The organism is Actinomadura harenae (genome assembly GCF_003696215.1).
Taxonomy (GTDB): domain Bacteria; phylum Actinomycetota; class Actinomycetes; order Streptosporangiales; family Streptosporangiaceae; genus Spirillospora; species Spirillospora harenae.
Map to the genome: position 1 here is coordinate 48,930 of NZ_RFFG01000009.1, position 25,058 is coordinate 73,987.

The window sequence follows — 25,058 nt, forward strand, 5'->3', positions numbered from 1 at the left end:
TGGCGGGCGCGATGATCGTCCGGGACGGAGCCGTACCGGCGTCGAAACCGTCCGATCCAGGTGGAAACGGTCATGTCCCCAGGATTCCCGCCGCCGGCTCGGCCGGGGCGTGGCGAGATTGTCCCAGGCGGTGCTTATTCTGCCGCCATGTCGTCCGGTCTCCATCAGGTCGTGGCGGTGGCGGTGCCGCCGCAGTCGCCGTTCGAGCTGGCCAGCGTCGCGCAGGTCTTCGGCGTCGCGCACCCGGACGTCCCGGTGCGCTACGCGTTCGGCGTGTGCGCCGAGACGCCGGGCGCCGTGCCGGGGCTGGCGGGCTGCCCGCTGCACATCGAGGACGGACTCGACCTGCTGGACGGCGCCGACACCGTGATCGTCGCCGGGTGGCCGGACCTGGCGGCCCGTCCGTCCGACGCGCTGATCGCGGCGCTGCGCGGCGCGCACGGACGGGGCGCGCGGGTGGCCGGGCTGTGCTCGGGGGCGTTCGCGCTGGCGGCGGCCGGGCTGCTGGACGGACGGCCCGCCACCACGCACTGGCGGATGGCCGACGAGCTCGCCGCGCGGTATCCGCGGGTCGACGTCCGCGTGGACGAGCTGTACGTCGATCTCGGCGACGTCGCGACCAGCGCCGGGACGGGCGCGGCCGTCGATCTCGCGCTGGCGCTCGTCCGGCGGGATCTCGGGGCGGCGCACGCGGCGGAGATCGCCCGGCACATGGTGCTGCCGCCGCACCGGGACGGCGGCCAGCGGCAGTACTCGCGGCTCGCGCCCCGGCCCGGACAGGCGAGCGAGGAGACCCTCGCCGCGGTGGTGGCGTGGGCGGAGGCGAACCTGCACCGGCCGATCAGCGTCGCCGACCTCGCGGCCCACGGCGCGGTCTCGCCCCGGACGCTGGCCCGGCTGTTCGAGCGGGGGCTCGGCGTCGCGCCCGGCCGATGGCTGCTGCGGCGGCGCGTCGAGCTGGCCCGCACGCTCCTGGAACGCTCCGACGAGACCGTCGAGTCGATCGCCCTGGCCTGCGGTTTCGTCGATCTGTCCAACTTCCGGCGCCGGTTCGCCGCCGAGACCGGCACGACCCCCGGACGGTACCGGCGCGTGTTCTCCACCCCGGGGTGGAAGGACTGATCTCGGGCTCTGCTCCGATGCCCGGGGAGGTCGCTCTCCGTAGCTTCGAGGTATGAGCACTACGGCCAACGTCCTTCTCGTCCTCCTCGTCCTGGGGCTGGTCCTGCGGCGGCAGCTCACGGCCCGGCAGATCAACGAGGCGAAGATGTACACGCTTCCGGCGGTCCTGGTGATCGTGGGCGTCGCGCAGGGCGGCCTGATCGACCGCGCTCACGAGGCCCTCAGCGTCTGGCTGCTGGTGGTGGAGGCGGCCGCCGGGCTGGTGCTCGGCGCCATGCGCGCCGCCACGATGCGGCTCTGGCGCGAGCCGGACGGCACGCTCTGGCGGCGCGGCGGCGGGCTGACGATCGTCGCGTGGATCGTGTCGATCGCCGTCCGGGTCGGGCTCCTCGGGATCGCCTACGCCCTCGGCGTCAGGACCGGGTCCGGGAACCTGATCGCCTTCCTCGGCGTGTCCCTGCTCGCGCAGTACGCGATCCTCGATCTGCGGTCCCGTTCGCTGCCGGCACGGGGGACCGGCGTTAACTTCACGGTATGAGCGAACGTCCGGTGGCGCGCCCGCCCCGCGGCTCCTCCACGGGCGCGCCCTCCGAACCGTCCGGCGGATCGTCCCGCCGGACCGGCACCCCGCGCCTGACCACCGACCCGGCTCCCCCCGCCCCGGCCGCCGGCGGCGCGCGTCCCCGGCGGAAGGGGCTAGGGCGGTACGTGTCGTTCCACGGATGGTGGGACGCCTGCGGGGAGGGAGGGCCGTCCGGCCCCGGGGAGCACCAGTCAGCCGAGCGCGTCGGGCGGATCCTCGCCCGCACCGGGCTGCTGATCTGGGGATTCGGGTTCTACACGCTGGCGGTCCTGAAGTCCGGGCCGCATTCGCCGACCGCGTGGGCGGGGCTGGCCGTCCTGAACCTGGTGGGATTCGCCGGGCTCTTCTGGGGCCTGCTCGGGTTCGACCGCGACGCCGCGCCCCGGTGGCTGCTGCTGCCGCTGGGCGCCGTCGTCCTCGCCGGGTACGTCGTGAACCTGATCGAACCGCACGTCGGGGCGACCACGTTCTGCTACGTCGCGGCCGGGGTCGCCGCGGCCCGCCGTCCCGGCTGGGACGGTGCGGTGTTCACCACGGCGTCCGCGGCCGCGCTCGCGGTCTTCCAGCTCGCGGCGGAACGCCCGGTGGACCCCTGGTCGATCGTGGCGTTCGTCGGCGTGTACGCGGCGGCGATCGCGCTGCGCGAGCGGCGCTGGCGGCGGCGGTCGCAGGCGAACGAGGCGGCGCTGGCCGAGCGGTCCCGGATGGCCCGCGAGATCCACGACATCCTGGCGCACTCGCTGTCGGCGCAGATCGTCCACCTGGAGGGGGCGCGGCTGCTGCTCAGCCGGGACGACGACCGCGAGCGGGCGCTGGAGCGGGTCGAACGGGCGCAGCGGCTCGCGCGGACGGGACTGGAGGAGACCCGGCGGGCCCTGGCCGCGCTGCGCGGCGAGGCGCCGGAGCTCGCCGAGGCCCTGGCCGAGCTCGCCGACGAGTTCCGGGCCGCGACGGGCGGCCCGGCCGTGCTGGAGATCACCGGGACGCCGCACGAGCTGACGTCGGCGCGGGCGCTCGCGCTGGTCCGGACGGCGCAGGAGGCGCTGACGAACGTCCGCAAGCACGCGCCCGGCGCGTCCGTGCGGATCCGACTGGACCACCTCCCGGACGCCGTCGAGCTCACCGTCACCGACTCCGGCGGCACCGAGGAGCCCATCGTCACGACCGGCGGCGGATACGGCCTGGTCGGCATGCGGGAGCGCGCCGAGCTGGTTGGTGGGACCCTGGAGGCCGGACCGGACGGCAAGGGCTTCCGGGTGGCGCTTCGGATACGGGTGTGACGGAAGAACGAGTGACGCGGGTCGTCGTGGTGGACGACCAGACGGTGGTGCGGGAGGGCCTCGTCCTGCTGCTGGAACTGCTGCCGGGCCTGGAGGTCGCGGGCTCGGCGGGCGACGGCGAGCAGGCGCTGGAGCTGGTCGCGCGGGTGTCGCCCGACGTGGTGCTCATGGACCTGCGGATGCCCCGCATGGACGGGGTGGAGGCGACCGCGAGGATGCGCGAGCTCCACCCCGAGGTCGAGGTGGTCGTCCTGACCACCTACGCCGACGACGAGTCCATCTTCGCGGCGCTACGCGCGGGCGCGCGGGGATTCCTCACCAAGGACGCCGGGGCGGACGAGATCGCCCGGGCGATCGAGGCGGTCCGCGGCGGGCACGCGCAGCTCGATCCCGCCGTCCAGCGGCGCCTGGTGGAGGCCGTCACCGCGGGGGACCGGCGCCCGAAGTCGCGGGGCAGCGGCCTTCCCGACGGCCTGACGCCCCGCGAGGCCGAGGTGCTGGCGCTGATCGCGCGCGGACGGTCCAACGCCGAGATCGCGCGCGAGCTGTTCATCAGCGAGGCCACGGTCAAGACCCACATCAACAACCTGTTCGCGAAGGCGAACCTCCGCGACCGGGCCCAGGCCGTCACGTACGCGTTCCGCAACGGCCTGGTCGGCGAGGGCGACTGAGACTCCCCTGACCGCCCGGGCACCGAAGGGCTACACGCCGCGGTGCCGAAGGCGCTGGACGGCGAAGGCTAGCAGGACGACGGCCAGCCCGGCGAAGATCGAGAACTCGATGAACTGGAACGTCCAGAACCGGTCGGCGGGCTGGTAGACGGTCTTCAGGTGCAGGCCGAGGCCGCGCAGGTAGGCGTCCGGGTCGTGCATCGTCCGGACCTGCTCTTCGAGGCGCCCCTGTTCCGCGCCCGTGAGCGTGTGCCCGGACGCGTTGACCAGGTCGTATGAGAGCGTCCAGCCGGGCTTGCCGGGGGTGACCGGTACCGCGCTCGGCCCCATCGTGTGGTGGAGCGTCGGCGCGGACAGCTTGCTCGCCGGGGTCACGTAGCGCTGCCGGAGCCAGAACTCGACCGGCATCCGGACGGCCATGAACCCCGCGAACGCCACCACGATCGCCGGGACCGTCCGCCGCAGCAGCAGCCCGGCGACCAGGCCGAGCGCGAACGCGAACAGGGTGTACCCGGTGAGCGACAGCCCTTCGAGGTCGAACGCGCCGGGCGCGAACCGTCCGGTCACCTGGTCCATCGGGGAGCGGAACCAGGTGAAGACGAGGCTGAGCGTCAGGCAGATCGCGGTGAGCCCGGCGGAGACCAGCAGGATCCGCTGGGTCAGCCACCGGCCGCGCGGGACGGACTGCGTCCACGCCAGCCGCCACGTGCCCTGCTCGTACTCGCGTCCGAGGACCCCCGCGCCGATGACCGCGCCGATCAGCCCCGGAATCGGGCTGAACCAGGTGGACAGGTGGTTGGCGATCGCGTTGAACTGCTGGACGAACGCGATCATCGCCGTCTGGCACGACTCGCCGCCGGTGTCGTGCGCCAGGCACGTCCCGACGCCGTGCGACGCGAACGACCCGCGGACCGCGTGGCCGTACGGCAGGAAGATCGCCGTGATCAGCGCGATCAGGGCCAGCCCCGCGTACACCTGCGCCCGGTGCAGCCGCCATGTGAACCAGATCATCGGGTCACCGCCGACTGCTCGAGGTAGGCGAGGATCAGCTCTTCCAGCCCCACCGGATGCTCCTGCCAGGTCGGATGCAACACGTGCTGCAACGATTCCGCCTCCACTCCCGTCCGGACGAGCAGGTCGCTGTGCCGCTCGCTGTGCACCGCGCGGACCACGCCGGGGACGTCCGCCGCCGCCTCCCGCGGCCCGCTGATCATCCGGTGCGCCGCGAGGACGTCGTCGATCGCGCCGTCCAGCCGGACGGTCCCGTGGTCGAGCACCAGCAGCCGGTCGCAGACCGCCTCCAGGTCCGCGATGACGTGCGACGACAGCAGGACGGTCACCTCGTCCTCGGCGACGGCCGACATCAGCGTCCGGGTGAAGTCGCGTCGCGCGACCGGGTCGAGGCTCGCGAGCGGCTCGTCCAGGACGAGCAGTTCCGGGCGCTTGGAGAGGGCGAGCGCGAGCGCCACCTGCGCCTGCTGGCCGCCCGACAGCGCTCCGGCCCGCCGGTCCAGCGGGATCCCGAGCGCGCCGAGCCGCATCTCGGCGAGGTTCCGGTCGAAACGCGGGTTGAGTGCCCGTCCCATCCGCAGCAGTTCCGCGACCGTCATGCCGCGGTACAGCGGATGCTCCTGCGCCACGAACCCGACCCGCGCGAGCGCCTCGGCGGACCCGCTGTCGGCGTCCTCGCCGAACACCCGGACGCGTCCCTCGGTCGGACGCAGCAGCCCGCAGACCAGGTTCATCAGCGTGGTCTTGCCGGCGCCGTTCGGCCCGACGAGCGCGACGACCGCCCCGGCGGGCAGGCTCACCGTGCAGTCCCGCAGCGCCCAGGACCGCCCGAACCGCATTCCGAGCCGCTCGGTCTCCAGTGCCGCCGTCATGCCACTCCCTCCGCGCGGACGTCGGTCCGCACCGACGCGATCAGCGCCGTGACCGTCTCGTCGTCCAGGCCCGAGCCGCGCGCGTCCCGCACCCATCGTTCGAGGGACCGCCGCAGCCGCGCGTAGTCCCCGGGCGCGACCGCCTCCACCTCCGCCGTGATGAACGTCCCCTGTCCGGGCTTCGCCGCGACGACGCCCTCGTTCTCCAGCTGCCGGTACGCCTTCACGACCGTGTTCGGGTTGATCGTCAGCGTGCCGACGACCTCCTTCACGGTCGGCAGCTGGTCCCCCTGCCGCAGATAGCCGAGCAGGAGCGCCTGCCGTACCTGCTGCACCAGCTGCAGGTACGGCGGCACTCCGCTCCGCCCGTCCAACCGGAACCGAAACACCCCGAAACTCCGTTCTACTATGATGTTAGTAAAACGGTAGATCTACAGGGTGGGGGCCGTCAAGCCGGGGGAGGAGAGCCTTCGAGGGAGGCCATGAGGCGGGTCCGGTGGGCGGAGGGGGAGCTCCAGGCGGCGTGGAGGGCCCGCGCCTTGCGGATCCAGAGGGACGGGTCGTACTCGGCGGTGTAGCCGATCGCGCCGTGGACCTGGAGGGCGGTCTTCGCCGTCGCGTAGGCGGACTCGGCGGCGGCGATCTTGGCGGCGGACGTGTCGCGGCGGAAGTCGGCCGTGCCGTGGGCGAGCGCGGCGGCGTGGACGAGGGGACGGGCGAACTCGAGGCCGATGAGCGCGTCGGCCAGCTGGTGCTTGACCGCCTGGTACTCGCCGATGGGGTGCCCGAACTGGTTCCTGGTCTTGGCGTAGTCGACGGAGACGTCCAGGAGGCGGCGGCCCAGGCCCAGGTGCTGCGCCGCGCACGCGAGGACGGCCAGGTCGAGGGCCGTGGCGTCCGCCTTCCCGAGCCTGCGGGACGGCGCGACCTCGAAGAGCCGGCGGGACGGATCGATCGACGGACGGAGCGCGCGCCCCGGCTCGGCCTCGTGGAGCTCGCCGTCCCGGACGAGGAGGACGAGGTCGGCGACGTCGGCGTCGAGCGCGTACAGGGTGTCGGGGGTGGCCAGCGAGACCAGGGCCTCGCCTGCGGCGATGCGGGGAAGCCACGCGGTGTCGCCGACCGCGGTCAGCAGGGCCGCGGCGGCGACGGTCTCGACCAGCGGACCCGGAACGGCGTGGCGTCCCAGCTCGTGCAGGGCCGTGACGAGCTCGACCGGGAGCAGGCCCACGCCGTCGTGCTCCTCCGGGACGGCCAGCGCGAACACGCCCGCGCCGGCCAGCGCCGTCCAGACGCGGCGTCCCGGGACGTGGTCGCCCGCCGACCACGCGCGGATCGCGGACGGCGTGTCGGCCTGGTCGAGCAGCTTGTCGAGGCTGCCCGCGAAGAGACGCTGTTCCTCCGACAGGACGAACCTCATCGCGCCCCCCTCGGCAGGCCGAGCACGCGCTCGGCGATCACGTTCCGCTGGACCTCGTTGGTGCCCGCGTAGACCGGGCCCGCGAGGGAGAAGACGTAGCCCTCGAGCCAGTCGCCGTCGAGCTCGCCGTCCGGGCCGAGCAGGTCGAGGGCCGTCTCGTGCAGGGCGATGTCGAACTCGGACCAGAACACCTTGTTCAGGCTCGACTCCGCGCCGATGTCGTCGCTGCGGGAGATCGTCTCGAACCCCTTGAGCCGGTAGGCGCGGGCCTTCAGCCAGGCGTCCGCGACCCGGTCGCGCAGCGCCGTGTCGGACGGGTCGCCGCGTTCGCGCCACAGGTCGAGGAGCCGGCCGGCGGCCGCCGTGTACCGGCCGGGGGAGCGCAGGGTGAGGCCGCGCTCGTTCCCCGCGGTGCTCATCGCGACCTTCCAGCCGTTGCCGGGATCGCCGATGACGTCCTCGTCCGGGACGAACACGTCGTCCAGGAAGAGCTCGGCGAACGCGGGCTTCCCGTCGAGCCGCCCGATCGGGCGGACCGTCACCCCCGGCGCGTCCAGCGGGAACATCAGGTACGTCAGCCCGCGATGCCGCTCCGACCCGGGATCGGACCGGAACAGCCCGAACGCCCGGTCGGCGAACGCGGCGCGCGAACTCCACGTCTTCTGGCCGTTCAGCCGCCACCCGCCGTCCGCGCGGACGGCGGTGGAGCGCAGCGCCGCCAGGTCACTGCCCGCGCCCGGCTCCGACCACGCCTGCGCCCAGATCACCTCGCCGCGCGCCATCGGCGGCAGGACGCGCCGGAGCTGTTCCGGCGTCCCGTGCTCCAGCAGCGTCGGCGCGAGCAGGTTCACGCCGTTCTGCGAGACCCGGCCGGGCGCGCCCGCCGCGTAGTACTCCTCCTCGAAGATCAGCCATTCGAGCGGGGTGGCGTCGCGTCCGCCGAACGAGGACGGCCAGTTGACCGTGGCGTAGCGGTCCGCGCCGAGTGTCCGCTCCCACGCGCGGTGCGCGGCGAAGCCCGCCTCGGTCTCCAGTGACGGCGGCGGTTCGGCGGGGACGTGCGCGCGCAGCCAGTCCCGGGCCTCCGCGCGGAACGCCTCATGGGCGGGGGAGAAGTCGAGATCCATCAGCGGCGGCCTTCACCTTCCGTGATTCATCTAACAACCGTTTGGTAGATTAAAGCACGGTGGTCGCGGCGCGTCCCGAGCGGAGCCAGGTGGGAGTACGCCGACGTACGCCGCTGACCGGTCGGCCGGAAAGCGCCCGCGGGGCAAGGCTCGGCAACGATCGAGTCAAGTCACCTGGGCCCGCCTGACCTGCGGCGCAACATGGGAGCGGCCTCCCATGCCCGCGCGACCGAGAGGATGGTCCGGTGCCCAAGAGCTGGATGATCGCCGACTTCCTGCGCCCGTACGCGCAGTGGCGGATCGAACGGGCCGAGGAACGCGACGACGGACGCAACGCCCGTGCCGCCATCGGGCTGATCGACGCCGCCGCGTACGCGATGCAGATGGACGACAGCGACCGGCTCATCGCCCGGATGGCGTCCGCGGGCTGCTTCGCCCACGAGCGCTTCAATCCGGGCACGGAAGGTGAACGCCTCATCCGCCGCTGGCACTACGACGACACCGAGGGCGCCCCCCGCGACCTGTTCTTCGCCCTCGCGGACGCCGTGGAACGGGGCGTCGGCCCGTCCCCGGCGCCCCCGGCGTCCCGCGCGGCCTCGCGCTGGAGCCACCTCGACCGCGGTGCCCGTCCCCAGGCCCCGCAGCCCGGCGCTCCCGCCGACGACCGCACCGCCCACACGCCCGACGGCGCGCCCCCGGGCCGTCCGGGCTCACCGAACCCTTCCCCCGTCCGTCCCGTCGACGGCAGGGACGCGGGCGAGGAGACGAGCACGCCCCGTCCCCGCCTCACGGACGCCCCGGACACATGTCCTGGGTACGGCGCGGACGAAGCGGGCGCGCCCTCCGGCCGCCGCGCGGATGGCGCGGGCGCGCGGTCCGTGTACGGCGCGGGCGAGGCGGGGTGGGCAAGCGGGCGCTAGGTAAGCTGGCGCGGCGGGGGGTGACCGTTCCGAGGGAAGGACGACCATGCCCGACGTCCAGCACATGAAGGCGACGATGCGCCGCTACGCGGACCTGTTCAACGCGGGCGACCACGTCGCCGTGGCGGACCTCTACGCCGACGACGCGGTGATCGAGGACCCGGTCGGCAAGCGCCCGGTCGAGGGACGCGCCGCGATCGAGAAGTTCTACGCCGACTCGATCGCGGCGGGCGCGAAGCTCGTCGCGCACGAGGTCCGCGGCTCCTATGGAAACCGGAGCGCCATGCGCTTCTCCGCGGACCTTCCCGGCCTGCACATCGACGGCATCGAGGTCATGACGTTCGATGACGGCGGCAAGGTCGTCCGCATGGAGGCCTTCTGGGGACCGGACGACTTTCAAGCGGTCTGACCATTTTGGGGCGTTCGTCGCGATGTGGTCGAGGTGAGTCGCGCGGGGCGCGGATCGCTTTGCGTCCGGTTGCGGCCATCGTGACGTAATGGTCCGTTGACCAGGCTCTTTGTCCGCTGCCGGGGCGTTTCTTCGGTGAACGCCGTCGAGGGCGCCGCCGCGATCAGAGCGGGCCCGGACGGCTCGGATCGGTGCTCGTGGGCGGCGGACCCGCGGGCCGGGCGAGGCGGCGACGTGGTGCTCTGCCTGGGCTTTTGGAGGTTGGGACGCGCCTCGGCGCCGGGCGCGTCCGGTGGAGGGAAACTGTGGGAACGGGTTCTCGTGAAAAACAAACCAAACGAAGATCCGCGAATACGCGCAATCCAGCACCGGACGGGCTATGCTATAAGTGTCTCGAAGGTCATCTTATTGCGAGTGAGCTGACCTACGCGCAGAACACCGGTCACCCATCTGCGGGGTGGCCGGTGTTTCGCTTTCCGGGCTGTTCGGGTGGGTTCCCGAGTCCGTTTCCGTCGGCATGGCCACGGGTAGATCGCCTTCGAGTCGTCCCCCCGGAACGGTAGGAGTCCGGGGGTGGGTTGTGCGGGACGTCGAGGACGACTGGAACACCCAGAACATCGCGGCCAGGGCGCGGGCGCTCACGCCGGACCTCGTCGGCGAACTGGAGCGGCTGGCCGCCGTCCCGTCGATCGCGTTCCCGGGATTCCCGCCGCACGAGGTCATCCGGGCGCACGACCATGTCGTCCGGATGCTGACGGAGGCGGGCGTCCGCGACGTGGGCGCGATCCGGCTGCCGGACACGCCGCCGGTCATCACGGGCTCGATCCCCGCGCCCGAGGGCGCGCCGACCGTCCTGCTCTACGCGCACTACGACGTCCAGCCCCCGGGGGACGAGGCGCTGTGGAGGACCCCGCCGTTCGCCCCGGCGCCATTCGACGAGGACGGTGAGAAGGGCATCCGGGCGCGCGGTATCGCCGACGATAAGTCCAACATCCTCGCTCATGTCGGGGCAATCCGGGCGTGGAATGGCCGTCCGCCGGTCGGGATCAAGATCGTCATCGAGGGCGCCGAGGAATGGGGCAGCCCGCTCGACGAGTACCCGGCGCGGCGTCCCGGGGAGTTCCAGGCCGACGCGATGGCGGTCGCGGACATGGGCAACATCCGCGCCGGACAGCCGACACTGACCGTCGGGCTACGCGGCGTCGCCGACGTGATCGTCGAGGTGCGGACGCTCGAAGGGGCCAAGCACAGCGGCAACTTCGGCGGCCCCGCCCCGGACGCGATGCTCGCGCTCGTCCGCGCCCTGTCCAGCCTGCACGACGACAACGGGGACGTCGCGGTGGCGGGCCTGCGCCGCGAGCCGTGGACCGGCGCGACCTACACCGACGTCGAGTTCGGCGAGGCCGTCGGCGCCGAACCGGGGATGCCGCTGCTCGGCACCGGCACGCTGGGCGAACGCCTCTGGTCGGGGCCCGCGATCACCGTCACCGGCATCGACGCGATCCCGGTGGACAAGGCGGCCGGCGCCTGCGTCCCGCATGCCCGCGCCAAGATCAACCTGCGGATCCACCCCGCGCAGCCCGCCAGGGAGGCCCGGGAGGCGCTGATCCGGCACCTGGAGGCGCAGCGGCCGTTCGGCATCCCGCTGACCGTGTCGGTCGCGGGCGAGGCCGGAGACGGATACCGGGCCGAAACGGGCGGGCCCGCGATGGAGGCGATGACCGCCGCGATGCGCGCCGCCTACGGGACCGACCCGGTGCAGATGGCGGCCGGTGGCGCGATTCCACTGGTCAGCGCGCTGCACAGGGCCGTCCCGAAGGCCGAGATCCTGCTCTTCGGCGCCCAGGACGGCAAGTGCAACCTGCACGCGCCGAACGAACGCGTGCTGGTGTCCGAACTGGAGAACACGGTCGTCGCCGAAGCCCTGTTCTTCGCCGAGTTCGCCGCCCGCTGGTCGCCGGCGGGGGAGATGTCATGAGCCGCGGGCCGGTCGCGTCGGCGCTGGTCATCTACGGGATCACCGGCGACCTGGCGCGCAAGTCGCTGCTGCCCGCGCTGTACCGGCTCGCCGAGCGCGGACGGCTGCACGTTCCGGTGATCGGGGTGACGCGCCGCTCCTGGACGGACGACGACCTGCGCGCCCACGCCCGCGCCGCGATCGGGGACGAGCTGGACGAGTCGGTCTTCGACCGGTTCGCCTCCCGGCTGCGGATCGTGGACGGCGACCTCACCGACCCCGAGACCTACCGCCGGATCCGCGACGCCGTCGCGGACGCGCCGTTCGTCACGCACTACATGGCGACCCCGCCGACGCAGTTCACGACCATCGCCGACCGGCTCGGCCAGGCCGGGCTCAACCGCGACGCGCGACTCGTCGTCGAGAAGCCGTACGGGCACGACCAGGCGTCCGCCCGCGCCCTGGACGACGACCTGCACCGCACGTTCGCCGACGACGACCTCTTCCGCGTCGACCACTACCTCGGCTCGGAGGCCGTCCGGGGCGTCCCCGTGGCGCGCTTCGCGAACCCGATCCTCGAGACGGTGATGAACCGCGACCACGTGGCGTCCATCCAGATCACGATGGCCGAGGACTTCGACGTCGCGGACCGGGGCGCCTTCTACGACCCGACCGGCGCCGTCCGCGACGTGGTGCAGAACCACCTGCTGCAGGTCCTCGCGCTGCTCACCATGGACCCGCCGTCCTGCCGGGACGCCCTGGCGGAGAACGTCGCGAAGTGGGAGCTGATGCGCGCCGTCCGGACGATCGAGCCGTCCGACCTGGTGCGCGGCCAGTACGACGGCTACCTGCACGTTCCCGGCGTGCACCCGGACTCGACGACCGAGACGTTCGTCGCCGCGGGGATCTGGATCGACAACTGGCGCTGGAAGGGCGTCCCGATCCACCTCCGCGCGGGCAAGTGCCTGCCGGTGACGTCCGCGGAGGCGGTGGTCGAGCTCAGGGAACCGCCGGTTTCGCTTTACGGGCATCCGGAACCCAACCTGATCCGCCTTCACCTACCCAAGAGGCACGGCCTCGCGCTCGACCTGTCCCTGAACCGCGCCGAGGGCCAGCCGGTGCAGGCCGCCGCCGTGCCCGTCCAGGTCCCTCCCGTCGGCGTCGCCGAACCACCGTACGAGCACGTCCTGGAGGCCGCGATCGTCGGCGACGCCGCCGCGTTCGCCTCGTTCCCGTTCATCGAGGAGTCCTGGCGCGTCGTCTCGAAGATCATCGACCTGGACGACGCCCCGCCCCGCTACATCCCCGGCACCTGGGGCCCCGGCTCGTCCGAAACCCTCCCCGGCCCCTCCGGCTGGCACCGCATAGCCGGCGCCTGACCGCCATTACCTCGGAGGTCATCGCCTTCGCGCGCCCGCGTCCACCAAGATCGTCTCTTCTGGCCGCGACGCTCTGGGGGCATCCGATGACGACCACCCGCACCACTGTCGAAGACCTGCTCGGACGCATCGCCGAGGGCGACCCCGCCCACCTGGCCGCGCTGTTCGCCGACGACTGCGACTGGAAGCTGAACTGGCCGGACGCCGAGCACGGACGGGCCGAAACCCCCTGGATCCGGCACCGCACCACCCCGGCCGAGGCCGCCGCCCACTTCGCGGAGATCGCCGCCCACCACGTCCCGGAGAAGAACGAGACCCGGATCGACCGCATCCTCGTCGACGGCGACGACGCCGTCCTCCTGGGCGTGATCCGGCAGGTCGCACGCACCACCGACCGCCCGTACACGTCCCGCCTCGCCCTGCACGTCACCGTCCGGGACGGCCGGATCACCCGCTACCACGTCTACGAGGACTCCCTCGCCGTGGCCCAAGCCTTCACCCCAGGCACCTGACCGGCGGCCCCACACGCCCTACGCTGGCCGGAGGGCCGACCGTCGTGAGGAGCCTCCCTTGCCGGACGACGCACTCGAAGGGGCCATCCGGGTCCTGCTGGCCGTGGCCGTTCCGGACTGGAAGCCACCGGCCCGCCGCGTTTCCGCTGGAGCGCTCCTGCTACGGGCATCAGGACGCCGACCTGCTGAGGCGGCCTCGGCGGATCGCCGAGGCCGATCCTGGACGGTTCGAGCGGCTGCTCGGCGGGAGCACCGGGTACGGTCACGCGATCTGATGGCCATGAGGCGGGGCTCCTGGGCAGCGCCGCGCCGACGGGTGTCGGCGCGGCGACGTGCTCTTCAGATCGGGTGCCGGCCTTCGGATGGCGAGAAGGTCAGAACCAGAGCGGCCGGCATTCCACGCCCTCGACCCGGAACCAGCCGTCGGCGAAGCCCCGCTCGCAGAAGAACCTCTCGAACGTGCCGGCGCGGGCGATGACGAAGTCGTCGAGCGGGCCGAGGTAGGCGGGGCTGCATTCGTGCCCGATCACCCTGCCGAAGTCCCTGACGTGCAGTTTCCCGCAGACGATGATGCGTTCGTGCCGTGCCTCGTCGGCCTGTGCGGGGCCCGCGGCCACCGGGGTGAGCGCCGCGGCGGCGGCGAGCGCGCCGAGAAGGGCGATGGAACGACGTGCCATGCGTATCACTCCTTGTGTCGAATTGACTACTCAAAGCTAGCATGTCGGAGTTGGCAGTCCCGGCGTCCCGGGGTCAACTTTTGCCACTCCCGTCAGCCCCCTGGGCGCCTGGCCTCACGGGGCATACCCTGCTCCGGGTGAAGGAGATCGTGACGTACGTCGAGATGACGTCCCGGGACCAGCTGGCCCCGGCCGCCCCCGTCCCCGGCCTGGCTCTGGACACGCTGGACCGCAGGTCGCCGCTGCTGCTGGATCTCCATGCCAGGGTCGGCGCCTCCTACGGCTGGGGCAGCGCGAAGCGCACCAGGGAAGAATGGGACTCGGGGTATGCGGCCCGGAGGTTCTTCCTGCTGTCCTTCGAGGGTGAGCCCGCGGGTCTGGTCGACTACGACCTCCACCCCGGCGACGACGTCGAGATCGCGACCTTCGGACTTCTGCCGGAGTTCGTGGGCAAGGGCATCGGCGGGTTCGCGCTGACACTCGGGATCCGGCAGGGCTGGATCCTCGTCCCCGAGGTGTCCAGGGTCTGGCTGCACACGTCGACGCTGGACCACCCCCACGCACTGCCCAACTACCACCGCCGGGGTTTCCGCACCTTCAAGACGGAGGAGCGCGAGAGTGCGTGACGGGCCCCCTCGCTTACTGATCCTGGGGAGGCCGACTTGTGGAGCTCGCGACTGTTGACGCAGTGGATACGGTCAACTTCTTCTCGGCTCGTATCGCATCGCCACTGCTCCTGAGCTGAACTCGTGGCGACTCACGAGTTTCAGGTCGAGGGGCTTCTTCAGGCCGGCGAACAACGTCGGGCCGTGGCCCGCCACTCTGGGATGCACCACGAACTCGTATTCATCGATCAATCCCAGCTCGGCCAACGCCCGCGGGAGTTGCACGCCTCCTGTGAACAGTCCGTTTCCCGGCTCTTGCTTGAGCTGTTGAACGGCCCTCCCCAGGTCTCCGCGCACAAGTTCCGCGTTCCAGTCGACCCGGTCCAAGGTGCTCGACACGACGTACTTTCGTGCCGCGTCGATCGTGCGGGCGAAGGGCTCCATCCAGTCGGGGCGCGCTTCCGTGCCAGCCGACGGCCGCCATGCCGTTTCCATCATCTCGTAAATCACCCGGCCGAAGAGGAGGGCATCGGCCTGTGCGAGGTTCTCGGTGGCGTGACGGTGAATCTCTTCGACCGGGACGATCCCACGGTGGTCGCAGCATCCGTCCAGCGTGATGTTGATGGAATAGCGAAGAGGGCGCATTCCCTATGGCTACCCAGGGCCCCGGGGTGGCCTAACCTTCTCTGCGTCCCGCCGCGCCCTGCTCAAGCGCTCGGCGGACGGCGAGGCCCCCGGCCTTCCGGAAGCCGTATTCGCTGGAATCGACTTCGTGCCAACGGGCCTCGGTGAGGATGACTCGAACGGCCAGAGCGTCGGGACCCGCCTGTGGCAGCGGCACCTCCCACTCGTAGTCGAGCTCGCCGAGCAGTTCACGTCTGATGCCTTCGGCGACGGCGGTGGCGAATTCGGGGGGAAGGTCCGTCTCATCGATGAGATTGACGAAGTCGAACTCGGTCACGCCGTCCGGAAGGGGTTCGAAGTCGACGGTGATGATGGCGAACGGCCCGCAGGAACCGATGTTCTTGATGTAGCGGATGCGAACATCGCGCACCGCGTCCGGGAACAGGTCGGCCATGGGGCGATTCTCCTACTCGGAACGGCATGATCAAGGTCGGTGTCGACCGTACGCGCCGTGCCGCGCGCGTCCAAACGAAATACCCTTCGTGCTCGGGCCGCGCCGATTCACGATCGCCACAGGTGTTTCGGGGTTCATGCAACGAGTGCACCGGCCGGGGGAACCCGGGCCGATCGAGTTAGGGCTTAATCCTTGAGGATGCTCTCGATGGAGGTCTGCCAAGAGTGCAGGTAGGACGGGTAGTCGGCGGCGAAGTGCTCCAGGGCGGGCATGGCCTCGGGGCGCAGGGCGGTGAGGTCGTACGTCACCTGGACGCGGCTGCCGCCGTCCACCTCGGACAGCTCGACGGTGACGGTTCCGGCGCGGTCGCCGGGGGTCGTGCGGGCATAGGTGATGGACGCGGGGATGTTCCGCTCGACCACGACCCACACCGTCCCGTGGCCGTGCGCGGACGTCGTGAAGACGACGCCCGGTGCGGAGTCGTCGGACGCGTCGTCCGGGAAGACCGGGTCCCAGCCCTCCGCCCAGGCGCGTTCGCCGAGCGGTGTGAAGAGGGGGAACGCCTCGTCCGGCGGTAGCGGGACGTCGAACCGGCCGGTGAGGTGGACACGTGCTTCGGTCACGACTCCTCCAGGAGGTCGGTCACTCAGCAAGGTAACAAGTCAGCCGTTCCCGGGGAAACGCTTCGGCCGGGCGCCCCTCAACGGGGACGCCCGGCCGAAACGGGGAACGAGAGGGGTCAGTCGACCTCGCCGCCCTGCTCGCCCGCCAGCTCGGCGGCCGCGGCGTCGGACTCGGACGGGTCGTCCGGCAGCGGGCCGATCGGACCGCCGAACGCGGCGATCGGCGCCGACAGCGGAGTGCCCGAACCGTCGCGGCGGCCGATCTCCTCGTCGATGTCGATCGGCCTGCCGTTCTCCGTGGTCGCCCGCAGCGGGACCACGCCCGCCCACGCCTGGATCAGCTTGTCCTCGCCCTTGAGGAACCGGTGCGACCGGACGCCGCCGGTCGCGCGGCCCTTGGACGGGAAGTCGGCGAAGTCGGCGACCTTGATCGCGCCGTTCTGGGTGCCGGGCAGCGCCGTGGACGACCCGGACACCGTCACGACCAGCGCCTCCCAGTCGGTGGAGAACGCGCCGAACCAGATGACCTTCGCGCCGTCCGCGAGCTTGATGCCGGCCATGCCGCCCGCCGGGCGGCCCTGCGGCCGGACCAGCGAGGCGCTGTAGTGCAGCAGCTGCGCGTCGTCGGTCATGAAGACCAGGTGCTGGTCCTCCGAGAGGAGCTGGACGGCGCCGACGACGCGGTCGCCGTCCTTCAGGCCGATGACCTCGAACTCCTCGCGGTTGGCCGGGAAGTCGGGCACCACGCGCTTGACGACGCCCTGCTCGGTGCCCAGCGCGAGGCCGCCACCCGAGTCGTCCAGCGCGGCGAGGCCGACGACCCGCTCGTCCGGGAGGAGGTCGACGTACTCGGCGATCGGCGCGCCGCCCGCCAGCGACGGCGGCGCGGACGTCGGGGGCAGCGCCGGAAGGTCGAGCACCTCCACCTTGATCAGGCGGCCGGCGGTGGTGACCAGACCGACGTCGGCGCGCGCCGTCGTCCGGACCACCGAGGCCAGCACGTCGTGCGGGGACCGGGCGCCGCCGGTGGGCAGCGGGTCGCCCGAGGAGGTGCGGGCGAGCAGGCCGGTGGACGACATCAGCACCAGCACCGGATCGTCGGCGATCTCCAGCGGGACCGCGGTGGCCTCGACCGCGCCGGACGACTCCAGCAGGACGGTGCGGCGCGGCGTGGCGTACTCGGCGGCGACCTCGCCCAGCTCGGTGGAGACGACCTTGCGGAGCTTGCGCTCCGACTCCAGGATCGCGGTCAGCGCGGCGATCTCCTTGGTGAGCTGCTCCTTCTCCTTCTCCAGCTCGAGCCGGTCGTACCGGGTGAGACGGCGCAGCGGCGTGTCGAGGATGTACTGGGCCTGGATCTCCGACAGCTCGAAGATCTGCATGAGCCGCTGCTTGGCCTGCGAGGAGTCGTCCGACTGGCGGATGACCTGGATGACCTCGTCGATGTTCAGCAGCGCGACCATCAGGCCGTCGACCAGGTGCAGCCGGTCCTCGCGCTTCTTGCGGCGGAACATCGACCGGCGGCGGACGACCTCGATGCGGTGGTCGACGTACACCTGGAGCAGCTCGCGCAGCCCGAGCGTGCGGGGCTGGCCGTCGACCAGGCAGACGTTGTTGATGCCGAAGGTCTCCTCCATCGGCGTCAGCCGGTAGAGGTCGGCGAGCACGGCCTCGGGGTTGAAGCCGTTCTTGATCTCGATGACCAGGCGGAGCCCGACGTTGCGGTCGGTGAGGTCCTTCAGGTCGGCGACGCCGTTGAGCTTCTTCGCCTGGACGAGCTCCTTGATCTTCGCCTTGACCCGCTCCGGGCCGACCGCGTACGGCAGCTCGGTGACGACGATGCCCTTGCGCCGGGCCGTGACGTTGTCGATCTGGACGGTGGCGCGGGTCTTGAACGTGCCGCGTCCCTTGGCGTAGGCGTCGCGGATGCCCGTGAGGTCGGTGATGCGGCCGCCGGTCGGCAGGTCGGGGCCGGGGACGAACCGCATCAGGTCGTCGAGGGTGGCGTCCGGGTGCGCGAGCAGGTGCCGGGCGGCCGCGACGACCTCGCCGAGGTTGTGCGGGGCCATGTTGGTGGCCATCCCGACCGCGATCCCGGCCGCGCCGTTGACCAGCAGGTTCGGGAACGCCGAGGGCAGCACCTCGGGCTCGGTCTCCTGGCCGTCGTAGTTCGGCTTGAAGTCGACGGTGTCCTCGTCGATGGACGCGACCATCGCCATCGCGGCCTTCGACAGGCGCGCCTCGGTGTACCGCATGGCGGCGGGCATGTCGTCGCCGCCGAGCGACCCGAAGTTGCCGTGCCCGTCCACCAGCGGGATGCGCATCGCCCACGGCTGCGCCAGGCGGACCATCGCGTCGTAGATCGCGCTGTCGCCGTGCGGGTGCAGCTTGCCCATGACCTCGCCGACGACGCGGGCGCACTTGACGTGCCCGCGGTCGGGGCGCAGCCCCATCTCGTTCATCGAGTACAGGATGCGGCGCTGCACGGGCTTGAGCCCGTCCCGCGCGTCCGGAAGCGCCCGCTGGTAGATCACCGAGTAGGCGTACTCGAGGTACGAGCCGCGCATCTCCTCGGAGACGTCGACGTCGACGATGTTCTCCTCGAAGTCGGGCGGCGGGGGAGGGGCTTGGGATCCACGACGTGCCATGTGAAACATTGTGGACGGTCCCAGGGACAGATTCGCCCGCGACGCGTCAGGACGCGCCGGATCGAGGAGGTTTCCGCTTGAGCCAGCTCGCCGACTTCCAGAACGAGATCTACCTGAACGGCCTGGCTGACGTGCTGCCCGGCCTGCCCACGGACCTCACGAGGCTGGCCGGGGCGGCGGAGGCGAAACTGTCCGCCACGTCCTTCGGGTACCTGGCGGGGGCGGCGGGGAGCGAGGCGACGGCGCGGGCCAACCGGGAGGCGTTCGACCGCTGGCGGATCGTCCCGCGGATGCTGCGGGACGTGGCCGAACGTGACCTGTCGGTGACCGTCCTCGGCACGCCGATGCCCGCGCCCGTGCTGCTCGCGCCGATCGGCGTCCAGTCGATCCTGCATCCGGACGGCGAGCTGGCGACCGCGCGGGCCGCCGCCGCGACCGGGCTGACGGCGATCCTGAGCACGGCCGCGTCCCACACGATGGAGGACGTCGCGGAGGCCGGCGGCGACGGGCCGCGCTGGTACCAGCTGTACTGGCCGAAGGACCGGGAGCTCGCCGCGAGCTTCCTCGACCGCGCCAAGGCCGCCGGGTACACGGCGCTCGTCGTCACGGTCGACACGTTCACGCTGGCGTGGCGGCCCCGCGACCTGGACCGGGCGTACCTGCCGTTCCTGCGCGGGATCGGGGTGGCGAACTACTTCAGCGACCCCGTCTTCCAGCGGGCCGTGGGCGGGCCGGTCACCGACGAGAACCGGCAGGTCGCGCTGCTGCACTGGATCGGCCAGTTCGGGAACCCGTCCCTGACCTGGGACGATCTGGCGTGGCTGCGCGAGCAGTGGGACGGTCCGATCGCGCTCAAGGGCATCCAGCACGCGGACGACGCGCGCCGCGCCGTGGACACCGGGATGGACGGGGTGGTCGTCTCCAACCACGGCGGACGCCAGGTGGACGGCGCCGTCGCCTCGCTCGACGCCCTGCCCGCGGTGGTCGACGCGGTCGGCGGGCAGATCGGCGTCCTGTTCGACAGCGGGGTCCGGACGGGCGCGGACGTGGCGAAGGCGCTCGCGCTGGGGGCCGACGCCGTGCTCCTGGGCCGTCCCTACGCGTTCGGGCTGGCGCTGGACGGCGAGGCGGGCGTGCGGCACGTGCTGCGCTGCGTCCTGGCCGAGCTGGAGCTGACCCTGGCCCTGTCGGGGCACCGGACGGTGTCCGAGCTCTCGCTGGACTTCCTCGCGCGCGCGTGACACCTGTGCCCGTGACACCTGTGCCCGTGACATCTGTCATGGGTGGTCGCTGAGAACCTCATGGGGTGTCGCTGACGCCCGTGACTGCACGCCGGCCGTCCGGGCGGGGAGCATGGACGGCATGGGGACGTCGGTGATCGAGATCCGGGGCCTGCGGACGCGGGCCGGAGGGGACACGCCTCGGGGCGGGGTCTCGCTGAGCGTGGGGCGGGGCGGGGTGCACGCCGTCCTCGGGGGACGGGGCGCGGGCAAGACGTCCCTGCTGGAGACCGTCGCCGGCCGGCGGCGGGCCGTCGCGGGATCGGCCGAGGTCAGAGGCGGTGGCCCGGCGGTCGTGTGGCGTGAGGGCGGGCTGTTCCCCGGCCTGACCGTCGCGGAGGTCGTGGACACCTGGCGCCGCTGGACCCTCGACCCGCTGACCCGCGCCGAGGCCCTCCGCCTGACCGGGCTCACGGGCCGTTCCGCCGTCGTGTTCGAGCGCCTGGACGCCGCCGAGCGCCGCCTGCTCGATCTCGCGCTGGCCCTGGTCGGACGGTCGGACGTCCTGCTGCTCGACGAGCCGTTCGCCGGGCTCGACGCGTCGGCGGCGGCCCGGGTCCGGGACGCGCTGCGGTCGCTCGCGGACGCGGGGACGGCCGTCCTGTTCACCACGCGGCACTTCGACGAGGCCTGCTGGGCCGACGGTGTGACCGTCCTGGACGCCGGCTTTCGCCTCGCCGGGATCTCCGGCCACGAAGGGCGCGCGGCCTGAGGGCGATGCGGCGGAGGCTCCGGGCGGCGGCACGGGGCAGGGCACCGTACGCTGAGCGCGTGGTGCAGCCGCGGATCCCTCGTGCGCCGGTCATCGCCGCGATCATCGTGGCTCTGACCTCGGTGTCGCTCGCCGGGCTGCTGCTCCCGGCGCTGTGGGACGAGGCGTTCGGGCGCCGCGACCCCGGCCGCGCCGTCCTGGGGCTGGCCGCGGCGGCGGGGGTGTGCGCGCTCTACGGGCGGCTCCTCTGGCTGAACCTGACCCGCCGCACCGGCCCCGCCCACCGGCTCGGGCTCGCCGCGATCACGGCAGTGAGCTGGGCGTTGCCCGCGCTGCTCGGCGTCGACACGGGGTGGGGGAACGCGCTGCTCGTCCCGGCGGGGCTGATCGCGGTCGTGCTCCCGGCGCGGCAGGCGGTGGCCGTCGCGGCGGCCGGGACGATCGCGGGGGCGGGCTACGGGCTCGTCCTCGGGATGCGGCCGCTCGCCGTCCTGTACCAGCTCGTGGCGTTTCCGATGGTCACGTTCTCCGGGTTCATCACGGTCTGGCTGTTCCATGTCGTCCAGGAACTCCGGGAGGCCCGCGCGGAACTGGCCCGGTCGGCGGTGGGCGAGGAGCGGCTGCGTTTCGCCCGCGACCTGCACGACGTCCTCGGGCACAGCCTCCAGGCCGTCGCGCTGAGGGCCGAGGTCGCCGAGCGGTTCGCCGACCGCGACCCCGAGCGGGTGCGCAAGGAGCTGGCCGAGATCCAGACGATGGCGCGGGAGGCGGTCCGGGACGTCCGGGAGGTCGTGCGGGGCCACCGGGCCACGTCGCTGCGGACGGAACTGGACGGCATGTCCGCCGTCCTCCGGGCCGCCGGAATCGCCTGCGAGCGTCCCGACCTGCCCACGGACCTGCCCGCGCGCGTGCACGAGCCGCTCGGCTGGGTCGTGCGCGAGGCCGCCACGAACATCCTCCGCCACTCCTCGGCCACCTGGTGCAGCGTCCGGGTCGACGCGCTGGACGCCGAGCCGGACGCCGAGCCGGACGCCGAGCCGGACACTGCGCCGGACGCCGCGCGGGTGCGGCTGGAGATCGTCAACGACGGCGCGTCGCGGCGGGCCGGGCCCGCCGCGGGAACCGGGACGTCCGGCAGCGGGCTGGCCGGGCTCGCGGAGCGGCTCGCCGCGGCGGGCGGGGAGTTCACCGCCGCGGCGGCCGGGGACGGGACGTTCCGGCTGGTCGCGGCCCTTCCGGCGGGAGAGACATGATCAGGGTGCTGCTGGCGGACGACCACCTGCTCATCCGGGAGGCGCTCGTCCTGCTGCTGTCGACCGAGGACGGGATCGAGGTCGTGGCGGACGTCGGGCGCGGCGACGACGCGGTGACGCGGGCGCTCGCCCTCGCCCCGGACGTCGCCGTCCTCGACATCGACATGCCCGGGATGTCCGGCCTGGACGCGGCGGAGCGACTGGCCCGCGACCTGCCGTCCTGCCGCCTGGTGATCGTCACCGCGCACGGCCGTCCCGGCAACCTGCGCCGCGCGATGGCCGCCGGGGTGCGCGGCTTCCTCGGCAAGGACGCGCCGGGCGCGCGGCTCGCCGAGGTCGTCCGGCAGGTCGCCGCGGGCGCCCGGTACATCGACCCGCAGCTCGCCGCCGACGCGCTCGCCGCCGAGGAGTGCCCGCTCACGCCGCGTGAGCTCGACGCCCTCCGCGCCGCCGCCGGGGGCGAGCCCGTCTCCCGCATCGCCCGCGCGCTCGGCCTGTCCGAGGGGACCGTCCGGAACTACCTGTCGGCCGCCGTCACGAAACTCGGCGTCGACAACCGGCACGCGGCGGCGCAGATCGCCCGCGACCGCGGCTGGATCTGACCCGGCCCAGGCCGCCGGACGAGTACGGGTCGCACCCGCCCGGGCGGCATCCGCCGGGAGGACGACGCGGCCCGTCATCCCTCCGGGGGCGGCGGTCAGGCGGTGACGCCGCCGTCGACGACCATGTCGTGGCCGACCACGAAGCCCGACTCGTCGGACGCCAGCCACAGGACGGCGGCGGCGATCTCGGCGGCCTCGCCGACGCGTCCCAGGGGGTTCGCGGTGGTCATGCGGGCCTGCCGCTGCTCGGCCGACTCGCCGGGCAGGAAGGACATCGGGCCGTCGGAAGCGCCGGGGCTCACCGCGTTGATCCGGACGCCGTCGCGGATGTGGTCGACGGCGGCGGCCCTGGTCAGGGCGCTGACGGCGGCCTTGGCGACGGTGTACCCGGCGAGCGACGGGCGGCGGCCGTGGACGCCGATGTTGGACGCCATGTTCACGATCGTCCCGCCGCCGTGCGCGCGCATGTGGGCGATCTCGTGCTTCAGGGACAGGAAGGTGCCGGTCGCGTTGATCGTCAGGCCGGTCGTCCAGGCGTCCTCGTCCAGGTCGGCGAGCGGGGCGGCCGGGACGAACACCCCCGCGTTGTTGAACGCCACGTGCAGCCCGCCGAACCGCCGGACGGTCTCGGCGACCATGCGCGCGGCGTCGGCGGAGTCGGAGACGTCGGCGACGACGAAGGCGGCGGTCCCGCCCTCGGCCTCGATCAGCCGGACGGTCTCCTTCAGCGCCTCCTCGGTGCGCCCGGCCACCATGACCGACCCGCCCTCGCGGGCGAAGGCGAGCGCGGTGGCGCGGCCGAGGCCGGTTCCGCCGCCGGTGACGAGGACGACGCGGTCCTGGAAACGCATGGGGGTGCTCCTTTATGAGAACGATCGGTCTTGAATTTGGGCAAGGAAAAGAGCCGCGAGCGGCATCGGGACGATCAGGCGAGCAGGGCCATGGCCTGGTCGGCGGCGTCGCGCAGGCGCGCCTCGCCGCCGGGGGCCCGGCCGAGGACCCGCATGCCCTGGAACAGCACCAGCAGGAACCGGGCCAGGGCGCGGGGATCGCGGTCGGGGGAGATCTCGCCCTGCGCGCGGGCGCGGACGAGTCCCGAGGCCAGGGCGGTCTCGAGCTCGGTCCAGCTCGCCTCGACCAGCCGCGCGGCGGTGGCGTCGTGGCCGGCCATCTCGACCGCCGCGTTCACCACCATGCACCCCATCAGGGATTCGCCGGACGACTCGGTCGCGTACCGCTGGACGAGCGCGCGCAGCGCGGGCAGGACCGGGCCGGGGCGGGACAGCTCGTCCACGATCGGCGGACGGCTCCGGTAGTACAGGTCGAGGGCCTTCACGTACAGCTCGTGCTTGCCGCCGAAGGTCGCGTAGAGGCTGGCCCTGGCGACGCCGGTGCGCTCCACCAGGTCGGCCAAGGACGTGCCCTCGTAACCGCGCTCCCAGAACAGGTCCAGGGCGCGGCGCAACGCGGCGTCGGGATCGAACTCCTTGGTTCGGGCCATGACCGAACGCTACGCCTTTCGAGAACGATCGGTCAAATGTGGGACCGGCTCAGGCGGGAGCGGCGACGGTCGGGTGCTCAAGGTCCAGGACGCCCCGGACGCCGCCGTCGGCGTCCAGCGCCTCCAGCCTCGGCGCGCGGCGGCTGCCCCAGACGATCGCGACGTGGCCGTGCTCGGGCACGCCCAGCACCCGGGACCCGACCCGGATCGACGCGACCCCGGCGGCGGCCCGCAGCCGCGCCTGGTTCACCCACTTGGCGCCCCACGGCAGCAGCCGGTCGGCGTTGCGGACCGTCCGGCCGGAGGCGTAGACGCGCAGGGGGCCGCCCAGCTCGTCCTCGCTGCGCCGGTCGAGCGGGCGCTCCGGGGCCGAGCCCGCCCCGCCGCCGAGCTCCATCCACTCGCCGCCGCGGAACTGGAACGTCAGGCCCTCGATCATGACGTCGTCCGGCCGGAACCTGTCGCTGCCGTGCCGCAGCAGGCTCACCACCGCGATGTCGCCGTCGATGTCGTGGGACAGCAGGGCGTCGCCGCCGGTGAACGCGGCGGCCGCCGGGGCGGCGGCGTCCACCGGGTCCGCCGCGGCGCCGGGGGCGGGGGACTCGGACACACCGTCACGCAGGAGGCGCAGGCACTGCTCGCGCACTTCGCGGTCGTTCATGATGCGGACCTCAGATCGTGCCTTCAGGGCGAAGGGCCGAGCCCTCGGGAGCGGGGGACCGGCCCTGCGTTCCAGCCATGCTAGAGGCCCGGACGGGATGTCATCACCGATCTCTGACTAATGTGGCGAACGAGTCGTTAACCCCCAGGTGGGAG

The 25,058-nt window shown here is 72.7% G+C and carries 27 protein-coding genes; 14 read left to right on the top strand and 13 right to left on the bottom strand.

Annotation, left to right across the window (positions count from 1 at the left end; genetic code table 11):
• Window positions 1–147: 147 nt before the first annotated feature.
• Genes EBO15_RS07090 through EBO15_RS07105 form a run of 4 tightly spaced genes read left to right on the top strand, consistent with a single transcriptional unit; the run spans window position 148 to window position 3,656 of the window.
• Complete coding sequence (locus tag EBO15_RS07090) at window positions 148–1,122, top strand: GlxA family transcriptional regulator (protein ID WP_122193504.1); 975 nt, start codon at window positions 148–150, stop codon at window positions 1,120–1,122.
• 52 nt (window positions 1,123–1,174) lie between these two features.
• Entirely contained in the window at window positions 1,175–1,660 is a 486-nt protein-coding gene (locus tag EBO15_RS07095) for a DUF1453 domain-containing protein (protein ID WP_122193505.1), read from the top strand.
• Window positions 1,657–2,985: a sensor histidine kinase gene (locus tag EBO15_RS45155; RefSeq protein ID WP_199744374.1), complete on the top strand. Its 1,329-nt coding sequence runs from the start codon at window positions 1,657–1,659 to the stop codon at window positions 2,983–2,985. The genes EBO15_RS07095 and EBO15_RS45155 overlap by 4 nt, the downstream gene beginning before the upstream one ends.
• Entirely contained in the window at window positions 2,982–3,656 is a 675-nt protein-coding gene (locus EBO15_RS07105) for a response regulator (RefSeq protein ID WP_122193506.1), read from the top strand. The genes EBO15_RS45155 and EBO15_RS07105 overlap by 4 nt, the downstream gene beginning before the upstream one ends.
• Window positions 3,657–3,686: 30 nt before the next feature.
• Here the strand turns inward: EBO15_RS07105 and EBO15_RS07110 are convergent, their stop codons facing one another.
• The 5 genes from EBO15_RS07110 to EBO15_RS07130 form a co-directional block, all read right to left on the bottom strand.
• Entirely contained in the window at window positions 3,687–4,667 is a 981-nt protein-coding gene (locus EBO15_RS07110; protein WP_122193507.1) for an ABC transporter permease subunit, read from the bottom strand.
• Window positions 4,664–5,539, bottom strand: coding sequence for an ABC transporter ATP-binding protein (locus tag EBO15_RS07115; protein WP_122193508.1), 876 nt, complete (start codon window positions 5,537–5,539; stop codon window positions 4,664–4,666). Before EBO15_RS07115 ends, EBO15_RS07110 begins: the two co-directional genes overlap by 4 nt.
• A complete protein-coding gene (locus tag EBO15_RS07120) occupies window positions 5,536–5,895 on the bottom strand; it encodes a GntR family transcriptional regulator (RefSeq protein ID WP_233616029.1) in 360 nt (119 codons plus the stop codon). Before EBO15_RS07120 ends, EBO15_RS07115 begins: the two co-directional genes overlap by 4 nt.
• A gap of 92 nt (window positions 5,896–5,987) precedes the next feature.
• Window positions 5,988–6,959 carry an acyl-CoA dehydrogenase family protein gene (locus EBO15_RS07125; RefSeq protein WP_122193510.1) on the bottom strand — a complete coding sequence of 324 codons (972 nt, stop codon included), beginning with the start codon at window positions 6,957–6,959 and terminating at the stop codon, window positions 5,988–5,990.
• The gene (locus EBO15_RS07130) at window positions 6,956–8,086 is read right to left on the bottom strand and encodes an acyl-CoA dehydrogenase family protein (RefSeq protein WP_122193511.1); all 1,131 of its coding nucleotides are present in this window, start codon (window positions 8,084–8,086) and stop codon (window positions 6,956–6,958) included. The genes EBO15_RS07125 and EBO15_RS07130 overlap by 4 nt, the downstream gene beginning before the upstream one ends.
• A 245-nt stretch (window positions 8,087–8,331) precedes the next feature.
• On the opposite strand from EBO15_RS07130, the gene EBO15_RS07135 reads away from it, so the two are divergent.
• The 5 genes from EBO15_RS07135 (at window position 8,332) to EBO15_RS07155 (ending at window position 13,263) form a co-directional block, all read left to right on the top strand.
• Complete coding sequence (locus EBO15_RS07135) at window positions 8,332–9,006, top strand: hypothetical protein (protein ID WP_122193512.1); 675 nt, start codon at window positions 8,332–8,334, stop codon at window positions 9,004–9,006.
• A 46-nt stretch (window positions 9,007–9,052) separates the two neighbouring features.
• The gene (locus EBO15_RS07140; protein WP_122193513.1) at window positions 9,053–9,415 is read left to right on the top strand and encodes a nuclear transport factor 2 family protein; all 363 of its coding nucleotides are present in this window, start codon (window positions 9,053–9,055) and stop codon (window positions 9,413–9,415) included.
• A 580-nt stretch (window positions 9,416–9,995) separates the two neighbouring features.
• Entirely contained in the window at window positions 9,996–11,393 is a 1,398-nt protein-coding gene (locus EBO15_RS07145; protein WP_233616030.1) for a M20/M25/M40 family metallo-hydrolase, read from the top strand.
• Window positions 11,390–12,751 (top strand): glucose-6-phosphate dehydrogenase, encoded by a 1,362-nt coding sequence (locus EBO15_RS07150; protein WP_122193515.1) that lies wholly within the window; start codon window positions 11,390–11,392, stop codon window positions 12,749–12,751. The genes EBO15_RS07145 and EBO15_RS07150 overlap by 4 nt, the downstream gene beginning before the upstream one ends.
• An 86-nt stretch (window positions 12,752–12,837) precedes the next feature.
• Window positions 12,838–13,263, top strand: coding sequence for a nuclear transport factor 2 family protein (locus EBO15_RS07155; RefSeq protein WP_122193516.1), 426 nt, complete (start codon window positions 12,838–12,840; stop codon window positions 13,261–13,263).
• Between the two features lie 374 nt (window positions 13,264–13,637).
• On the opposite strand, the gene EBO15_RS07160 is transcribed toward EBO15_RS07155, so the two are convergent.
• Window positions 13,638–13,940 (bottom strand): hypothetical protein, encoded by a 303-nt coding sequence (locus EBO15_RS07160; RefSeq protein WP_122193517.1) that lies wholly within the window; start codon window positions 13,938–13,940, stop codon window positions 13,638–13,640.
• 137 nt (window positions 13,941–14,077) lie between these two features.
• On the opposite strand from EBO15_RS07160, the gene EBO15_RS07165 reads away from it, so the two are divergent.
• Entirely contained in the window at window positions 14,078–14,566 is a 489-nt protein-coding gene (locus tag EBO15_RS07165) for a GNAT family N-acetyltransferase (RefSeq protein WP_122193518.1), read from the top strand.
• 72 nt (window positions 14,567–14,638) lie between these two features.
• Here the strand turns inward: EBO15_RS07165 and EBO15_RS07170 are convergent, their stop codons facing one another.
• The 4 genes from EBO15_RS07170 to EBO15_RS07185 all read right to left on the bottom strand — a co-directional run bounded on the left by EBO15_RS07170 (window position 14,639) and on the right by EBO15_RS07185 (window position 18,894).
• Window positions 14,639–15,190, bottom strand: coding sequence for a dihydrofolate reductase family protein (locus tag EBO15_RS07170; protein WP_122193519.1), 552 nt, complete (start codon window positions 15,188–15,190; stop codon window positions 14,639–14,641).
• A gap of 31 nt (window positions 15,191–15,221) precedes the next feature.
• Complete coding sequence (locus EBO15_RS07175) at window positions 15,222–15,623, bottom strand: hypothetical protein (RefSeq protein ID WP_122193520.1); 402 nt, start codon at window positions 15,621–15,623, stop codon at window positions 15,222–15,224.
• A 185-nt stretch (window positions 15,624–15,808) separates the two neighbouring features.
• A complete protein-coding gene (locus tag EBO15_RS07180; protein WP_122193521.1) occupies window positions 15,809–16,246 on the bottom strand; it encodes an SRPBCC family protein in 438 nt (145 codons plus the stop codon).
• Between the two features lie 116 nt (window positions 16,247–16,362).
• Window positions 16,363–18,894 (bottom strand): DNA gyrase/topoisomerase IV subunit A, encoded by a 2,532-nt coding sequence (locus tag EBO15_RS07185; protein ID WP_122193522.1) that lies wholly within the window; start codon window positions 18,892–18,894, stop codon window positions 16,363–16,365.
• A gap of 77 nt (window positions 18,895–18,971) precedes the next feature.
• Here EBO15_RS07185 and EBO15_RS07190 point away from each other — a divergent pair, with 77 nt between their 5' ends.
• The 4 genes from EBO15_RS07190 (at window position 18,972) to EBO15_RS07205 (ending at window position 22,741) form a co-directional block, all read left to right on the top strand.
• Window positions 18,972–20,135 (top strand): lactate 2-monooxygenase, encoded by a 1,164-nt coding sequence (locus EBO15_RS07190; protein WP_122193523.1) that lies wholly within the window; start codon window positions 18,972–18,974, stop codon window positions 20,133–20,135.
• Between the two features lie 121 nt (window positions 20,136–20,256).
• A complete protein-coding gene (locus tag EBO15_RS07195) occupies window positions 20,257–20,886 on the top strand; it encodes an ATP-binding cassette domain-containing protein (protein WP_122193524.1) in 630 nt (209 codons plus the stop codon).
• A 59-nt stretch (window positions 20,887–20,945) separates the two neighbouring features.
• A complete protein-coding gene (locus tag EBO15_RS07200) occupies window positions 20,946–22,139 on the top strand; it encodes a sensor histidine kinase (protein ID WP_233616031.1) in 1,194 nt (397 codons plus the stop codon).
• Window positions 22,136–22,741: a response regulator transcription factor gene (locus EBO15_RS07205; RefSeq protein WP_122193526.1), complete on the top strand. Its 606-nt coding sequence runs from the start codon at window positions 22,136–22,138 to the stop codon at window positions 22,739–22,741. The genes EBO15_RS07200 and EBO15_RS07205 overlap by 4 nt, the downstream gene beginning before the upstream one ends.
• Window positions 22,742–22,836: 95 nt before the next feature.
• On the opposite strand, the gene EBO15_RS07210 is transcribed toward EBO15_RS07205, so the two are convergent.
• The 3 genes from EBO15_RS07210 to EBO15_RS07220 form a co-directional block, all read right to left on the bottom strand.
• Entirely contained in the window at window positions 22,837–23,592 is a 756-nt protein-coding gene (locus EBO15_RS07210; protein WP_122193527.1) for an SDR family NAD(P)-dependent oxidoreductase, read from the bottom strand.
• A gap of 74 nt (window positions 23,593–23,666) precedes the next feature.
• On the bottom strand, window positions 23,667–24,242 hold the full coding sequence (locus EBO15_RS07215) for a TetR/AcrR family transcriptional regulator (protein ID WP_122193528.1): 576 nt from the start codon (window positions 24,240–24,242) through the stop codon (window positions 23,667–23,669).
• A gap of 49 nt (window positions 24,243–24,291) precedes the next feature.
• Window positions 24,292–24,903 carry a hypothetical protein gene (locus EBO15_RS07220; RefSeq protein WP_122193529.1) on the bottom strand — a complete coding sequence of 204 codons (612 nt, stop codon included), beginning with the start codon at window positions 24,901–24,903 and terminating at the stop codon, window positions 24,292–24,294.
• Between the last annotated feature and the right edge of the window lie 155 nt (window positions 24,904–25,058).

What these genes read in the sequence shown, in the direction of transcription:
- EBO15_RS07110 (WP_122193507.1), bottom strand. Translation starts at nt 4,667, where the DNA reads ATGATCTGGTTCACATGGCGGCTGCACCGGGCGCAGGTGTACGCGGGG.
- EBO15_RS07195 (WP_122193524.1), top strand. Translation starts at nt 20,257, where the DNA reads ATGGGGACGTCGGTGATCGAGATCCGGGGCCTGCGGACGCGGGCCGGA.
- EBO15_RS45155 (WP_199744374.1), top strand. Translation starts at nt 1,657, where the DNA reads ATGAGCGAACGTCCGGTGGCGCGCCCGCCCCGCGGCTCCTCCACGGGC.
- EBO15_RS07115 (WP_122193508.1), bottom strand. Translation starts at nt 5,539, where the DNA reads ATGACGGCGGCACTGGAGACCGAGCGGCTCGGAATGCGGTTCGGGCGG.
- EBO15_RS07215 (WP_122193528.1), bottom strand. Translation starts at nt 24,242, where the DNA reads ATGGCCCGAACCAAGGAGTTCGATCCCGACGCCGCGTTGCGCCGCGCC.
- EBO15_RS07210 (WP_122193527.1), bottom strand. Translation starts at nt 23,592, where the DNA reads ATGCGTTTCCAGGACCGCGTCGTCCTCGTCACCGGCGGCGGAACCGGC.
- EBO15_RS07125 (WP_122193510.1), bottom strand. Translation starts at nt 6,959, where the DNA reads ATGAGGTTCGTCCTGTCGGAGGAACAGCGTCTCTTCGCGGGCAGCCTC.
- EBO15_RS07090 (WP_122193504.1), top strand. Translation starts at nt 148, where the DNA reads ATGTCGTCCGGTCTCCATCAGGTCGTGGCGGTGGCGGTGCCGCCGCAG.
- EBO15_RS07155 (WP_122193516.1), top strand. Translation starts at nt 12,838, where the DNA reads ATGACGACCACCCGCACCACTGTCGAAGACCTGCTCGGACGCATCGCC.
- EBO15_RS07140 (WP_122193513.1), top strand. Translation starts at nt 9,053, where the DNA reads ATGCCCGACGTCCAGCACATGAAGGCGACGATGCGCCGCTACGCGGAC.
- EBO15_RS07095 (WP_122193505.1), top strand. Translation starts at nt 1,175, where the DNA reads ATGAGCACTACGGCCAACGTCCTTCTCGTCCTCCTCGTCCTGGGGCTG.
- EBO15_RS07150 (WP_122193515.1), top strand. Translation starts at nt 11,390, where the DNA reads ATGAGCCGCGGGCCGGTCGCGTCGGCGCTGGTCATCTACGGGATCACC.
- EBO15_RS07220 (WP_122193529.1), bottom strand. Translation starts at nt 24,903, where the DNA reads ATGAACGACCGCGAAGTGCGCGAGCAGTGCCTGCGCCTCCTGCGTGAC.
- EBO15_RS07175 (WP_122193520.1), bottom strand. Translation starts at nt 15,623, where the DNA reads ATGGCCGACCTGTTCCCGGACGCGGTGCGCGATGTTCGCATCCGCTAC.
- EBO15_RS07170 (WP_122193519.1), bottom strand. Translation starts at nt 15,190, where the DNA reads ATGCGCCCTCTTCGCTATTCCATCAACATCACGCTGGACGGATGCTGC.
- EBO15_RS07160 (WP_122193517.1), bottom strand. Translation starts at nt 13,940, where the DNA reads ATGGCACGTCGTTCCATCGCCCTTCTCGGCGCGCTCGCCGCCGCCGCG.
- EBO15_RS07205 (WP_122193526.1), top strand. Translation starts at nt 22,136, where the DNA reads ATGATCAGGGTGCTGCTGGCGGACGACCACCTGCTCATCCGGGAGGCG.
- EBO15_RS07185 (WP_122193522.1), bottom strand. Translation starts at nt 18,894, where the DNA reads ATGGCACGTCGTGGATCCCAAGCCCCTCCCCCGCCGCCCGACTTCGAG.
- EBO15_RS07130 (WP_122193511.1), bottom strand. Translation starts at nt 8,086, where the DNA reads ATGGATCTCGACTTCTCCCCCGCCCATGAGGCGTTCCGCGCGGAGGCC.